General features: G+C 37.2%; 15 protein-coding genes, 1 tRNA gene and 1 pseudogene. 1 reads left to right on the forward strand and 16 read right to left on the reverse strand.

The window, feature by feature from the left end; translation table 11 throughout:
* Positions 1-156 precede the first annotated feature (156 nt).
* From DNJ77_RS09330 to rplM, 4 genes are all read right to left on the reverse strand, one after another.
* Positions 157-564: a ClpXP protease specificity-enhancing factor SspB gene (locus DNJ77_RS09330; RefSeq protein WP_116964780.1), complete on the reverse strand. Its 408-nt coding sequence runs from the start codon at positions 562-564 to the stop codon at positions 157-159.
* Between the two features lie 3 nt (positions 565-567).
* Positions 568-1,185, reverse strand: coding sequence for a glutathione S-transferase N-terminal domain-containing protein (locus DNJ77_RS09335; protein ID WP_116964782.1), 618 nt, complete (start codon positions 1,183-1,185; stop codon positions 568-570).
* 121 nt (positions 1,186-1,306) lie between these two features.
* Positions 1,307-1,699 (reverse strand): 30S ribosomal protein S9, encoded by a 393-nt coding sequence (rpsI, locus tag DNJ77_RS09340; RefSeq protein WP_116964784.1) that lies wholly within the window; start codon positions 1,697-1,699, stop codon positions 1,307-1,309.
* A gap of 15 nt (positions 1,700-1,714) precedes the next feature.
* Entirely contained in the window at positions 1,715-2,143 is a 429-nt protein-coding gene (gene rplM / locus DNJ77_RS09345; RefSeq protein WP_116964786.1) for a 50S ribosomal protein L13, read from the reverse strand.
* A gap of 330 nt (positions 2,144-2,473) precedes the next feature.
* Here rplM and DNJ77_RS09350 point away from each other — a divergent pair.
* Positions 2,474-2,561: transfer RNA gene (locus DNJ77_RS09350), tRNA-Ser, on the forward strand.
* Between the two features lie 188 nt (positions 2,562-2,749).
* Here the strand turns inward: DNJ77_RS09350 and ffh are convergent.
* From ffh to DNJ77_RS10270, 12 genes and pseudogenes are all read right to left on the reverse strand, one after another.
* The gene (gene ffh, locus DNJ77_RS09355) at positions 2,750-4,147 is read right to left on the reverse strand and encodes a signal recognition particle protein (protein WP_116964788.1); all 1,398 of its coding nucleotides are present in this window, start codon (positions 4,145-4,147) and stop codon (positions 2,750-2,752) included.
* Between the two features lie 134 nt (positions 4,148-4,281).
* Positions 4,282-4,974, reverse strand: coding sequence for a Bax inhibitor-1/YccA family protein (locus tag DNJ77_RS09360; RefSeq protein ID WP_116964790.1), 693 nt, complete (start codon positions 4,972-4,974; stop codon positions 4,282-4,284).
* 93 nt (positions 4,975-5,067) lie between these two features.
* Positions 5,068-6,546, reverse strand: a complete 1,479-nt coding sequence (locus DNJ77_RS09365; protein ID WP_116964792.1) for a POT-type proton-dependent oligopeptide transporter — start codon at positions 6,544-6,546, stop codon at positions 5,068-5,070.
* A 33-nt stretch (positions 6,547-6,579) separates the two neighbouring features.
* Positions 6,580-7,179 (reverse strand): lipoyl(octanoyl) transferase LipB, encoded by a 600-nt coding sequence (gene lipB / locus DNJ77_RS09370; protein WP_116964794.1) that lies wholly within the window; start codon positions 7,177-7,179, stop codon positions 6,580-6,582.
* 4 nt (positions 7,180-7,183) lie between these two features.
* Positions 7,184-7,495 carry an HP0495 family protein gene (locus DNJ77_RS09375; RefSeq protein WP_116964796.1) on the reverse strand — a complete coding sequence of 104 codons (312 nt, stop codon included), beginning with the start codon at positions 7,493-7,495 and terminating at the stop codon, positions 7,184-7,186.
* Between the two features lie 66 nt (positions 7,496-7,561).
* Positions 7,562-8,140, reverse strand: a complete 579-nt coding sequence (gene purN / locus DNJ77_RS09380) for a phosphoribosylglycinamide formyltransferase (RefSeq protein ID WP_157966671.1) — start codon at positions 8,138-8,140, stop codon at positions 7,562-7,564.
* Positions 8,133-9,176, reverse strand: coding sequence for a phosphoribosylformylglycinamidine cyclo-ligase (purM, locus tag DNJ77_RS09385; protein ID WP_204723394.1), 1,044 nt, complete (start codon positions 9,174-9,176; stop codon positions 8,133-8,135). The genes purN and purM overlap by 8 nt, the downstream gene beginning before the upstream one ends.
* A 71-nt stretch (positions 9,177-9,247) precedes the next feature.
* Positions 9,248-9,751: a DUF4442 domain-containing protein gene (locus DNJ77_RS09390; RefSeq protein WP_116964801.1), complete on the reverse strand. Its 504-nt coding sequence runs from the start codon at positions 9,749-9,751 to the stop codon at positions 9,248-9,250.
* A gap of 355 nt (positions 9,752-10,106) precedes the next feature.
* Entirely contained in the window at positions 10,107-10,592 is a 486-nt protein-coding gene (gene lspA, locus DNJ77_RS09395) for a signal peptidase II (RefSeq protein WP_116964803.1), read from the reverse strand.
* Positions 10,579-13,389, reverse strand: a complete 2,811-nt coding sequence (ileS, locus tag DNJ77_RS09400) for an isoleucine--tRNA ligase (RefSeq protein ID WP_116964805.1) — start codon at positions 13,387-13,389, stop codon at positions 10,579-10,581. The genes lspA and ileS overlap by 14 nt, the downstream gene beginning before the upstream one ends.
* A 3-nt stretch (positions 13,390-13,392) precedes the next feature.
* Positions 13,393-14,346, reverse strand: a complete 954-nt coding sequence (locus tag DNJ77_RS09405) for a bifunctional riboflavin kinase/FAD synthetase (protein ID WP_116964807.1) — start codon at positions 14,344-14,346, stop codon at positions 13,393-13,395.
* Between the two features lie 546 nt (positions 14,347-14,892).
* Positions 14,893-15,001 (reverse strand): annotated as a pseudogene (locus DNJ77_RS10270) (IS982 family transposase); the annotation flags it as partial.

The raw sequence follows: 15,001 nt of genomic DNA on the forward strand, positions 1-15,001 counted from the left end.
AACACCAATAGCAACTTTTACTGATGGGAAAACGCACTGGCAAGAGAAGGTTGAATTGCTCAACCATATCTGACAAAAATCGCGTTTGAAAAATAGGCAACTGTCAGGTCAAGTCTAAACTTATACAAATTAGTTGCATACTAATCAAAACTTCTATTACACAAGGTGAAGCCCTCCACTTCCTTTTTGTGATTTGCATTTTGGTGGATTGACTTCTTCTTCACTGTTGCCTTCATTGACATCAATGCCATAGCCAAATTCACGAGCATATAGACCTTGCGATGTTTCACCTGAGTAAAGTTCAAGAACAGCTTCAACGGGAATTTGGAGCGACATCATCTCTCCATCAAAAGTCGCATCAAATCGAACAAACTGGTCATCACAACCAAAGTGCTCGATTGCTTCAGGAGAAATATTTAATAAAATCTTACCATCTTCATCAACGTGATTCTCTGGCAATATCATATTTTCATATTCACTATCAACCAATAGATAAGGTGTAAGGTTGTGATCTAACATCCAATCATAAGTGGCTTCAATCAAATAGGCTCTTAACATTGCCATATACTATTCTCTCCTTTCATGTCTAATACTTTTTCTAAATGATTCGCGTTCAAATAGGCGCTTAGCATATTTGATTAAAGGCATGGCCTTTTCAGGCAAACGCACATCAAGTTTGGGTAAGTTATACAGAATAATAGCCATTGAACAGTCAACGATTGTAAATTCCTCACCTAATAAATAAGGTTGTCTATTGAGCGTGTGAATAAGACTAAACAGCGTCTTTAAAAGTGCTATTTTATTAGCTTGTTTGATATTTTCGTCGTCTGCATTTAAAGCGTTAACCAACAGTGGCATCCACTCAGTGTCAATTTTTTTGCACAGCATGCGTGCTTGAGCGCGCTCAAGCGGAAACACGGATAATAAAGGAGGATAAGGAAAACGCTCTTCAAGATATTCAAAGATAATACTTGGTTCATAAACGATAAGATCTTTTGTCATTAGCGTTGGCACTCCACCATAAGGATTAAGCTCGTAGAGTTCTTCCAACTTATTTTCTTTTTCAACGTCAATGATGTCAGCATTAATATCTTTTTCAGCAAGTATCATTCTAACACGATGGCAAAAGGGATCATTACTATTTACATACAAAGTCATTGATGATCGTTTGTTTTGAGCAGACATATATCTCAACTTTCCTTATTCAATAGTTGCACGCAAGTATTATATATAACAAAAAAGCCCCTCTGCAATATGACAGTTGGGCTTTTGTGGTGTTTGTAAGCTGAAAATAAAAAGTATTTTCTTAGCGCTTAGAGAATTGACGTTTTCTACGTGCTTTTCTAAAACCAACTTTCTTACGCTCAACTTTACGTGAGTCGCGGGTAATAAATCCAGCTTGGCGAAGTTCAGGTTTTAATGTTTCATCAAAGTCTACTAAGGCACGAGCAATACCTAAACGGATTGCACCAGATTGACCAGTTTCACCTCCACCATGAACATTGATTTTAAAATCAAAATTTTCAAGATTGTTTGTCAAATCAAGTGGTTGTCTAACAATCATGCTTGCAGTTTTGCGACCGAAATACTCATCTAATGGAAGTTTATTAACGATGATTTTGCCAGTGCCTTTTTTCATGAATACACGTGCAACTGAGCTTTTGCGACGACCAGTACCATAATTATATGTTTGAGTCATTGTTCCTATCCTGCCTTATATTTCTAAAACTTGTGGTTGTTGCGCTGTATGTGGGTGAACATCACCTGCATAAACTTTTAGTTTTTTGTACATCGCACGACCTAAAGGATTTTTAGGAAGCATGCCTTTAACTGCTTGTTCAATTGCACGTTCTGGGTGCTTGGCAATAAGTGTTTCGAAAGAAATAGATTTAAGACCACCAATATAACCAGTGTGATGATAATAAATTTTATCTTTTTGCTTGTTACCTGTTACAGCCACTTTATCAGCATTAATAACTACAATATAATCACCTGTGTCAACATGTGGTGTATACTCAGGTTTGTGCTTCCCACGAAGACGTCTTGCAACCTCAGTTGCAAGGCGACCTAAAGTTTTTCCATTTGCATCGATCAATAGCCACTCTCTTTTGACTTGATCGGTTTTAGCGCTAAACGTTTTCATCTTTGTTACCTTAATATTTATTATTAACTACTCAGTTTTGCACAAATTTCTTTAGATTTTCTCAAATCCATAAAATTTAAGCCAGGCGATTCTATCATAGAGTATGGTCAAAAAGAAGCATTAAATTTGATTTTCCAAGATGTGATTTGAATCTTGAATTGTATTAAACGATATTAAATAAAAGAGCGCTATTTTGAAGTTTTATTTGAGTAAAATTCGGTGTTGTATGCCTTTTGATCGCTTGTTTTTGGTAGATAAACCTTTTTTTAAAAAAAAGTATAATTTGTCCCTTTTCATTTGAAAAAATGCCGTTATAATTGGTTGCAATTCGGAGAGATGGCTGAGCGGTCGAAAGCGGCGGTCTTGAAAACCGTTGACTGTAACAGGTCCGGGGGTTCGAATCCCTCTCTCTCCGCCATAAGTATATCCTTTTAGTTATGTCTATAAATCAAGTAAAAAGCGATAAAATAATACAAAGTCAAAAATAAAAAACACGTAGATCAATTTCGTATCGCATTAAAAAATTATAACGTTATGTGTTTTAAAAATTCTTTTTGTTAATCATTTTTAAAGCCTTAAATCAAGCCCAAATGTAATTGCGTAGATCTATCGAAACTTGCCACCTTTTCCAGGTGGTAATATCTGCTGAACGTTCTGTATATTCTTCATACTGCGCATGGTTCCAAGCATTTTACCAAGTCCACCTTTCTCGCTTACTTTCTTCATTATTTTTTGCATATCTATAAACTGTTTTAATAAGCGATTAACATCTTGTACTTGTGTACCAGAGCCATTGGCAATTCGCAGTTTACGAGAAGATTTAATTAACTCTGGTTTGCGCCGCTCAAGCGCTGTCATCGAGTTAATAATCGCTTCCATTTGAATAAACGACTTATCGTTGATTTTACCTTGAATGCTGGCTGTTACACTGCCCATCCCAGGAAGCTTATCAAGCATAGAGCCAATACCACCCATTTTTTTCATTTGCTGTAATTGAACTTTAAAATCTTCAAGTGTAAATGACTTGCCTTTTTTAAGCTTATTAACAAGTTCTTTCGCTTCTTTTTTATCAACTTTTTGTTCAACTTCTTCTATAAGTGATAACACATCTCCCATGCCAAGAATGCGTGATGCAATTCGATCAGGATGAAATGGCTCAAGAGCATCAGTTTTTTCACCCATTCCAATAAACTTGATTGGTTTACCTGTAATCTCACGAATCGAAAGTGCCGCCCCACCTCTTGCATCACCATCAGTCTTGGTTAAGATGATACCTGTTAGAGTTAACGCTTCATTAAATGCACGTGCTGTTTTGGCTGCATCTTGTCCTGTCATGCTATCAACGACAAACAGGGTTTCAGTAGGATTAATAGCTTGATACAAAGCTTTGATTTCATCCATCATTTCATCGTCGATGTGTAAGCGTCCGGCTGTATCTACGATCAGCACATCACAAACTTGCTGTTTTGCTTGTTGTAGTGCTTTGTTGGCAATCTCTAAGGGGTGTTCTTGTACTGATGATGGGCAAAAATGAATGTTTAAAGACTCAGCCAGCGTTTGTAATTGCTTAATCGCGGCAGGACGATAAACATCGGCACTCACGACCATAACTTTTTTATTGTGACGTTCTTTTAGAAACTTTGCCAATTTTGCGGTAGTGGTTGTTTTACCCGAACCTTGGAGACCAGCCATTAAAATCACAACTGGTGGTTGTGCGGAAAGATTGAGTGATTCGTTCTTCTCACCTAGCGTGTGTTCAAGTTCCTTTTTCACCATTGAAATAAAGGTTTGACCGGGTGTTAAGCTTGTACGAATCTTCTCACCTAATGCTTCTTCTTGAATGCGAGCAATAAATTGCTTAACAACAGGCAAAGCAACATCAGCTTCTAGAAGTGCCATGCGTACATCACGTAACGCACCTTTGATGTTATCTTCGCTTAAGCGACCTTGACCTTTTAATTTATCAAGAGAACTGCCTAATCTTTCGGATAAGCTTTTAAACATATATCAATACCTAAATTATTTTAATAATTAATTTCGCTTAGTATTGTAATCTGGATTAGTTATGTTTGCAGTAAATTACAGATAAAAAAATCCCCATACTTAAGATGGGGACAACTGAATAAGAGAGAACTCAATTAGTTGCGATTTCCTGAGAATATGCCTAGGAATTGTAGAATCATTAGAAAAATATTAAGAATTGAAACGTAGATGGTTACTGTTGCAACGATATAGTTTGTCTCACCACCACGCACGATTTGATTAGTTTGCCACAGGATAAGACCACCAGAAATAAATGCAATAATCACAGACAGTGCCAAATATAGTGCAGGCATTTGTAAAAATAGGTTAACGATGATCGCAACCAATGCAATTAACGCACCAATACCGAGAAATGAACCCAAACGTGAGAAATCACGTTTAGGATTTAAGGCGATAGCAGACAAGCCTAAGAAAATTGCCCCTGTTGAACCTAGCGCGATCATAATAAGCTCAGAACCATTACTAAAAGAAGTGATATAGAAGTTTAAAATAGGTCCCAAAGTCCAACCTAAAAATCCAGTTAACGCAAAGGTTAACACCAATCCCATTGGGCTGTTACGCGTCATTTGCACGCCAAATAAAAGACCCAAATAAATAAATAGGGTTAAAAATGGGTTAAGTACAGGGGCTGCAACCATCATTGACCAGCCTGCAGTAACTGCACTAAAGATAAGTGTTAATGACAATAGCAGATATGTATTACGCAGAACTTTATTGGTTTGAACAATGGAAGTGCCCCGCTGCTCAATCACACGTGCATTTTGTTGATAGTTAAATTGATTATTCATAATCACTCCGTATTTTAATTATAAATCGATACCAAAATCAGTGCCAAGTATATGGGGAATGTCGCTGAAAAAACAATAGCAGATGACTTAAATTCATCCATTTTTTTTACTATAGTAAATAAATTTTGCAAGCATATACGCACTAATTGCAAATAAAGTACCAAGTATAGAAAGTATGCCATATAAACAAGATAAAGATTGGTAAGTTCTAATCAAATCTGTTGGCATGAGTGTCATTTTATTGAAGGATAGTGCAGCAACACCAATTGCGGCACTGATGATAAAAAAGAAGCCCATCACAATTGCTTCATATTTACGTGGTGATAGTTTGCCAACGATTGCATAGTAAAGTGGTAATAATAAAATTTTTGCAATGGAATTTAGCATTAGAGTCAACGTAAGTAAGTAGTTTCCTGTCGTAACAAATTGGTGCATGGATTGAGATAAGAAACTAAAAAAGAGTAATGCACAAGCAATTGAGGTAAGTAATATAGCTAAACTAAACAAACGAATGAGTCTTTTCATATGCTGTGTATGTTTATTTTTATTCCATAAAATCGCTGACACAAATCCAATAACCAATACCAAGCCAATATTGGCTTCAAAAAAGAAGTCGGCTGAAGGATTTTTGATATTAAAAAAACCATAATTGTGGCTAAATAATTGCAAGTAGTGTAAGAAAATTGTGGTGATATTTTTGTCAGCAAACCAGAAAAATATACTCAATGCTAAGAGGATGAGTAGAACATAATTACGTTTTCGCTGATTTGTGTCTTTTTCAAGATAAGCGTAAATAAGCATGATACTAATTGCAATTACGGCAAGTACAACGATCACTATTTTCAATATCAATAGACGTTGCAATAAAAAGTTTACAAGAGCTGATAAGACGACCAAGATAAATATAACACTATAAGTTGAAGGCGTGTATTTAGGTTCGATCCCGTCAATTACACTAATATTGCGATTAAGATAAATACCGCCTGCAAGGAAAATAAGCACACCAATAAGGCTTGTCAACGCCATTAAAATAAACCATGTTTGGTAGCTTAAATTGCTTGCAAATGTGCTGCTAATGGTAAGGGATAAAGCTGCACCACAAACGGTGGTCATGTACATTAAAGTAAAGCCAGCATGGCGTCGTGGATCATCTTGAGTGTATAAAAAACTCAAAGTGGTAAATAAATTAGGAATGACTAACCCAATGGCGATAATATAGCCGGAAAAACCAATCAATGATAAGTTGTTTAATGAAAGCAAAATGAGTGATACAAACCCATATAATATTCCAATGATAACTGAGCGTCTGTACCCTATGCTATAACCTAAAAAACCGCCAATAAATCCTGAAGCGCTATATAAAAACAAATTGGTGTAAAGGTTGAAGTTGATACTCAAAATTTGTGGCGTGATTCCTTCTTGAGAGGGATTGGCAATGCTATGAAGATAAGCACTAAAATGAACGGTAATAGCAGTTGTTCCCATGCTAAATAACAGACTTGCTAATAATAAAAACCATAAACCAAAGGGTTGTTTAGTATTAAGTAAGAGTTTCTTAGGTTGCAGCTGCATAATCGTTACCTAGCTAGTTGGGAAGCAAGTCGTTTAATCGCGTATCATGAGCATAGCGTAATCACTTAGGACTATCTTGGTGTCAATATCAGGTACATAATCGCTAATTTGAGTCATTTTCAAATTTTTATAACCACAGGGATTGATATAACTAAAAGGAGTTAAATCCATATTGGTATTAATCGCAATGCCATGGTAAGTGAGTCCCTTTTTGATGCGTAAGCCTAGCGAGGCGATTTTAGTATTATTGACATAAATGCCAGGTGCATTGGCAATGGTGTGCGCTTTGATACCGTATTGTTTGAGTAAAGTTATACAAGTTTTTTCAATATGGCAAACGAAATCTTTAACACCAACACCAAGACGTTTTAAGTCAAATAGGAAATAAATCACAGCTTGTCCTGGGCCATGATAGGTAATTTGTCCTCCGCGATCTGTTTGGATAACAGGAATGTGATGTGGATTGATCAGGTGTTCTGCTTTACCGTGGCGCCCCTGTGTAAATACGCTAGGATGTTCTAGGAGCCATAATTCATCAGTGGTATTTAGACCACGATTTTTGGTAAAGTCGACCATGGCTTGATAAACTTTGTCATATACTGTTAAACCTAACTCTTTGATTAATGCTGGCATCGTTTTATAAAACCATATGAATTTCTTTGTGAGCGCTTAAAGTTTGGTAGATGTTATCCAACTGTTCTTTGCTTGTTGCCTCAAAGATTGCAGTAATTGAGATATATTTTCCAGTTTTGCTTTCGCGTGTAGAAAACTCAATTTTATCAGGCTCATCAACGTATTTCTCGAGTGTATTAAGCACGAATTCAACGACTTCTTTTTGTGGATTTGCCATGATTTTAATTGGGAATTGACAAGGAAATTCAAAAAAAGTCTCTTGCTGGGGTATGTTTTCCTGAATCTTGGGAGTATTGTCTTTATTATTTTCAGTCATAGCAGATCAATCTTTGTGATTTGTGAATTTAGGTTTAGTTTAAAGGAAAATACAATAAAAAGCATCTTAAAGCAAAGTCGCTTTTAAGCAAAGTTTGCGAATAATTTCAGGATAAAACGTATGCTCAATTGATTTAATTGTTTGCTCAAGTGTTTCTGCGGTGTCAAAAGGCAAAACATCGATGCGTTTTTGAGCAATAATTTCACCTCCGTCTAATGTTTCGTCAACATAGTGAATGGTCGTGCCATGCATCTTGTCTTTAGCATCAATCACACGTTGATGTGTATTAAGACCCTTGTATTTCGGCAATAATGATGGGTGAATATTGATGATTTTACCTTCAAAAGCTCTGATAAAAACAGGTGAAAAAATGCGCATAAAACCAGCAAGCACGATTAAATCAGGTGCAAATGGGATAATAAGGGCTTTGAGTAGTTTGTCGTATTCTTCACGTGATTGACTTTTACGCTTGGGTAAAAAAAGGCAAGGAATATTCGCTAATAATCCACGTGTAATCGATTGAGAAGCTTTGTCTGAAACAATAACACACACTTCAATACCATCTTGAAGATGGAGCTTATCAATGATGGATTGAAGGTTAGAGCCATAACCTGAAGACAGAATAACCAGCTTATAATTATTCACTGTAGTAGAATACAAAAGGTTGTTGTTGTGTACTGGACTCAATGTGTCCAATTTCCCAGGCTACTTCACCCATTTGCGTCAAAGCATCTAAAACTGCTTTTTTATCTTGCTGAGCGATAGCCATCACAATGCCAGCACCGCAATTAAAAGTACGCAACATTTCTTGTTGAGGAATGTTGCCTTGTTGCTGTAACCATTGAAAAACTTCAGGCAGCGTCCAACTATTGAGATTAATTTTAGCACGAGTGTAATCTGGTAATACGCGTGGAATATTTTCTGTGAAACCCCCGCCTGTGATATGTGAGATAGCATGAATGTTGAATTGTTTTAATAGAGTGAGTATCGTGTTGACATAAATCTTAGTTGGAGTCAATAGCGTTTTACCCAAGGTGCTATCTGCAAAAGGCATATCAAGTTTTGCTTTACTGTACTCAATTACCTTTCGTACTAAAGAGTAACCATTTGAATGCACTCCAGAAGAAGCAATTGCAATGAGTATGTCACCATGTTTTACACGATCAGCGGTGATAATGTCTTCTTTCTCAACGATCCCCACACAAAAGCCAGCAAGATCATACTCCTCAGCTTGATACATACCAGGCATCTCTGCTGTTTCTCCACCAACCAAAGCGCAGCCTGATTGCTTGCAACCCTCAGCAATGCCTGCAATGACTCTAGCAGCTTGTAGCGCGTTGAGTTTACTAGTTGCATAATAATCCAAAAAGAACAAAGGTTCAGCACCACCAACGATTAAATCGTTAACACACATAGCAACAAGATCAATACCAATTGTGCTGTGATCATTTAAGTCAAATGCAAGCTTAAGCTTGGTACCAACTCCATCAGTGCCTGAAACTAAAACAGGTTTTTTGTAGCGATCAAGCGGAAGTTCAAATAATGCCCCAAATCCCCCTAAGCCTGCTAAGACTTCTTTACGCATCGTAGCTTTGGCTAGTGGCTTGATCTTTTCAACAAGAAGATTTCCTTCATCGATACTAACACCGGCATCTTGATAGGTTAAGGATTGGGTTGGCATTGCGTGTATTTCCATTGTTTATGAGCTCATGCAATGGCGCAGAGTATAAAACAAATGCTAGCAAAAGTCGCCTAATTATTAAGAAGTTTTTTATCGGAAAAGCGTTTGTCCTTGATATAAATCGTACGTGTTACAATCGCAATAAGCTCGTTGCTTTTATCATGAATTTTGACTTCTTTCTGCCAGTGAATTTTGCCATGTTGGATCGTTTGAGAAATGATTTCTTCAATACTCGCTTGATCCAATTTAAACTCACAATAGACAGTTGTCGTGCCTGGTTTTAGATACTTAATTGAAGACTCTTTGTCCCAGATAATATAGTTTTTGCCTAATAATTGACTAAGCATAAGCGGGTAAAAAGCATCTGTCATTGAAAATAACGAGCCACCAAAGTGAGTACCAAAGTAATTGCGATTGTACCACTTAAGAGGCATAGCAACTTTTATATGACGATAATCTTTAGCAATATAAAGTGTTTTGATGCTAGCTCCTTTGTATGGACGGTAGCGATTTAAAACAAACCGTAATAAGCTTACCGGCATTTTAGCAAGGAGCTTGCGAATTTGGCTGTGCATGTACTTTCCTCAAAGCTTCGTAACATAAAATTAACTATTTCCAATTTACTACAAAATCAAGTTTTAAATGGACAACTTGATTCTTCCTGTGAATAACTTAATTCTAATAAGGTGAGGAATGACCTGTCCTACACACTTGAAGTGATTTATGGCTACGTTCACTAGTGAAACTTGCACTAACAACAAATGAGCTTGCTATCAATAGTCTGGTAGTTCTGTTTTTCATTTGCATAAAACCTTTTCTTAAAAATTATCAGCATTTACCTTATATCCTCCTAAAGCCTCTTTGTATAGATTAAGCGTAACCCTGTCTTTATTATGTTAAGCTATTAATCAAACTTTCATGTATAAACATTTATACTCTATCTGACTTTTTAAAACTCATAACAATTAAAATTCCAGCACCAATACAAATAGCTGAGTCGGCGATATTAAAGGCTGGCCAGTGATAGTTGTTGATATGGAAATCCAAGAAATCAACAACGTAACCATGAATCATCCGATCATATAAGTTACCTAACGCGCCACCTAAAATAAGCGCTAAAGCGCAAGCTATTATATTTTTGTCTTTAGTTAGTTTGATTAACCAAATGAGGATAATTATTGATACAACAATTGCAATAGTAGAAAATAAAACCAATTGCCACATGGTGTCGGCATTACTTAAAAAACTAAAGGCCGCACCGAAGTTGTGTAATAATGTTAAGTTGAAAAAAGCTAGCATTTTAACTGGCTTAGCATAAGTAAGCGTGGTGGAAGCAATATATTTTGTGCCAAGGTCAATTAAGATCACAACAATACTTAGCCACAACCAGCGGATTTGAGTATTACGCAAATTCACGCGCTTCCCCTTCTATTGAATCGATATTTTCAATACAGCGCTGGCAAATATCAGGGTGTTCGCAACTTGTGCCGACATCTTCACGGCGATGCCAACAACGTTCACATTTTTGTGCAGTTGATTTATCAACAACGATGCTAAGACCCTTAATATCAGTTTCAAGGGCATTTAGTGGCTTTTTGGTTAATGGTAGTAATTGCGCACTTGAAACAATTAATGCAAAGCGTAGCTCATCTTTAAGCTTAGCTAAATGATTATAAAGCGTGTCATCAGCAAAGAGCGTAACACAGGCTTCAAGGGACGCACCTAAAACCCCTTCTGTACGCTTTGCTTCAAGGAGTTTATTACACTCACTTCTAACATCTTGAACAATTTGCCAATAATCCAAATTAAATGGGCGATGATAAGGGATTGTAGTTAGTCCTTGATACCATTCACAAAGAATCAGATCAGGTTTATCCTCTCCCGGAATAGCTTCATAAATTTCATCGGCAGTAAAGCAAAGAATAGGTGACATCCAGCGAACTAAGGCGTGAATGATGTGATACATCGCTGTTTGTGCCGATTTTCTAGGTTTGCCATTAGTTTTGGCTGTGTATTGACGATCTTTTATGACATCAAGATAGAAACTGCCCATATCAATTGAACAGAAATGGTGGATCTGTTGTGCTACAACGTGGAAGTTGTATTCATCGTATGCTGCAATAATTTTTTGTTGCACTTCATAAGCCTTGGCAATAGCCCATTGATCCAATGCCACAAGCTTATCAAATGGCAAAAGATCATTCTTGGGATTAAAACCTTCTAAGTTTGACAGAAGAAAGCGTGCCGTATTGCGTAAACGGCGATAAGTATCGGCGTTACGCTTTAAAATTTCATCCGATACTGTCATCTCAGAGCGATAGTCGGTTGCAGCGACCCAAAGCCTAAGAATATCGGCACCTAGCGTGTTGACAACATCTTGAGGAGAAACGACATTCCCCAGTGATTTAGACATTTTTTTACCATGGGCATCGACTGTAAAGCCATGAGTAAGTACCTGTTTAAAAGGTGCTTGATCACAACGAGCAAGGCTTGTTAACAATGAAGTTTGAAACCAACCACGATGTTGATCAGATCCTTCAAGGTATAAGTCAGCTGGAAATTGAAGATCTTTATTATACTCAAGCACACAAGCATTAGATGCGCCAGAATCAAACCAAACATCCAAGGTATCTGTGATACGTTGATAATCGTTTGTTTCGGCAATAAATTGGCTATCATCTGCTTCAAACCAGGCTTCAATACCATCTTTTTCAATCGCAAGGGCAACTTTTTGAATGATTTCAGATGTTTTAGGGTGGAGTTGTTCTGTGACTTTGTGAATGAATAAAGGAATTGGAACTCCCCATGTGCGTTGGCGTGAGATACACCAATCTGGGCGATCTTTCATCATTGCTTCAATACGACTTCTCCCCCAACTGGGTATCCATTTGACTTCTGTAATACTTTGCTTTGCACGATTACGTAAATTATTTTTTTCCATGCTGATGAACCATTGGGGTGTAGCACGGAAAATAAGAGGTGTTTTATGGCGCCAGCAATGTGGATAGCTATGCTCAAGCTTTTTAAAGTTAAGTAAGGCACTATTTTCTTTAAGTACTTCAATTACATGTTCATTGGCTTTAAAGACAAATTCACCTGCAAAAAATTCAGTATCGTTGTTATAACAACCATTATTATTAACAGGATTATCAACGGGTAAATTATGGGTTTGACCTAAAGCAAAATCATCTACACCATGAGCAGGAGCTGTGTGCACCAAACCTGTTCCTGAGTCTACTGTGACATGATCACCATGTAAAACAGGTACAATACGATCATAAAATGGATGGTGTGCTTTTAAATGAGTCAATTGATCACCTGAAACTGTGGCAAGGATATGATATGCATCAATATTCGTGCGTTTCATTACAGATTCAACTAACTCTGTTGCGATTATTATATTTTGATTATTGTTAAAATTAACAACAGCATACCCAATGTCGTTATGTATGGCGATAGCTTGATTAGCAGGTAACGTCCAAGGCGTTGTTGTCCAAATCACAGCGGCGGTATTTTGAGATAAATCCTCTAGACCAAAAGCTTCAGCCCATGCTTGAGTGTTTACAATGGTAAATTTTACATCAATTGCAGGGGAGGTTTTATCTTTGTATTCGACTTCAGCTTCAGCAAGTGCGGAACCACACTCAGGGCACCAATGAACAGGTTTAAAACCCTTAGTCAAATGACCGTTTTCAATAATTTTGCCAAGAGTACGTACCATATTGGCTTCATAGTCAAAGTTCATCGTAAGATAAGGATTCTCCCAATCTGCAAGGATACCTAAACGTTTAAAATCCTCAGCTTGGCGCTTAACCTGTTTAGCTGCATAATTGCGACATTCTTTACGAAAAGAATTAGCATCAATTTTGACATTGGCTTTGCCAACCTTTTTTTCAACTTGAAGCTCAATCGGTAAACCATGACAATCCCAACCTGGAACAAAAGGTGCATCAAAGCCAGAGAGCGTTTTTGAACGCACAACTATATCTTTTAAAATCTTGTTGACAGCATGACCAACATGAATATCACCATTGGCATATGGCGGACCATCATGAAGAATAAACTTATCACGTCCTGCAAAATGTTCGCGGATCTTGTTATAAATATCTGCTTTTTCCCATTGTTTTAAACGCATAGGCTCTTTTTGTGCCAAGTTTGCTTTCATAGCAAACGATGTTTTCGGCAAGTTTAAAGTATCTTTATAGTCAGTCATGTTTTAAACCTTTAGATGGGTTATTAGGTTGTGTTGTTTTAACCAGCTTAGCGCTGTGGTTTTATCTTGTTCAATTTGCAGTTTCAGTTCCTCAAAACCAGAGAATTTTTTCTCGCCACGTAGAAACTGTAGAAACTCAATCGTAACATATTGACCATACAAGTCATGAGCAAAGTTAAAGATATACGTTTCCAATAATCTTAAGCGCCCACAAACCGTTGGTCTAACCCCAATATTGGCAATGCCCTGATAGACTTGCCCCTTTAGATGGATATTTACTACATAGACCCCAGAAACTACAACCTGAGTAGGCATGGGGATATTAATGGTAGGAAAACCAAGTTTGCGACCATTTTGATTACCGTGATGAATGCGTCCACTTAAGGTATAAGAGTGACCCAACAGAGTTTGCGCTTGTTCAAAATTCCCTTGTTGGAGTAAAATACGAATATAACTACTACTGACGCGGACACCACCATTTTGAACAAAAGAAGGTAAACTCTCAACGTTAAAACCAAATTTTAGACCAAGCTCTTTTAGTAAGGTAAAGTCACCTTCACGCTTATGACCAAAACGAAAATCATCACCAACGATGACATGTTTGGCATTTAAGCCGTAAACCAAGATTTTCTCAATAAATTCATGAGGGTCAAGGCTAGCAAGTTTTTGATTAAATGCCAAACACAACACTTGGTCAATATGATGCTTTTGTAGTGCTTGTAGCTTGTCACGGAAAGGAGTGATGCGTGGCGGGGCCTGATCTTTTAAGAAAAACTCTTTGGGTTGTGGCTCAAAGCAGATGACATTAGAGGTAAGTCTGAGGGTTTTTGCCAGCTTGGCAACGTGATTAAGAATAGACTGATGTCCTAAGTGCATGCCATCAAAATTGCCAATTGTAACAACGCTAGGTGTTTTATTTTTACTGCTATTTAAATCTGCAAAGCGTAACAATCGCATGTGGGGTTTAACCTAAATTTTTGTGCACACTGTTTTTGACCTTACTTCACAAGCAGGTTTGAGAGTACTTTGTGATAAGTGGATAAGCATGCTATTACAACTAGGCTGGTATTATTATATATTAGTGCCCATTTTTCAATTGCTGTCCTTAATTAACGTGAGCACCCGTTAGGATTATCAGAAAAATGTGTTGAAATACAACTAGATGCAAATAACTATAAACCAGTTGCAACATCAATAATTTTTGTTTATTTTCCATAGGGAACAAGTTAATCAGTTTTTCTTGCATAAGATGATGAGTATTTACTTATTTTTTTTGCTAAGAATAGTTTTGAAAAAACCAGTTATGATATAGGCACTGTGTGACGTATGACATCAGAAGCAGATACTAAAGCTAATTACATTGATCCCGCACTAAAAGCCGCGGATTGGCAATCGACAAACATTGTTCGAGAATACTATTTTACCGATGGACGCAAGTTGGCAGGAGGCATGCGTGGTCGTCGTTGTTTTGTTGATTACCTACTTCACGCCATGTTCAACTTTTTAAATCCCCAATTTTTCAAACTGTATCGCTAAATAACCTTCACTCTTGCATATGACAGCACTAACGGTATGCGCAAGTACCTTTCTGGCAATTCGCTTCGTTAAATGC

The sequence above is a fragment of the Fastidiosibacter lacustris genome (genome assembly GCF_003428155.1).
GTDB classification, from domain to species: Bacteria; Pseudomonadota; Gammaproteobacteria; order Francisellales; family Francisellaceae; genus Caedibacter; species Caedibacter lacustris.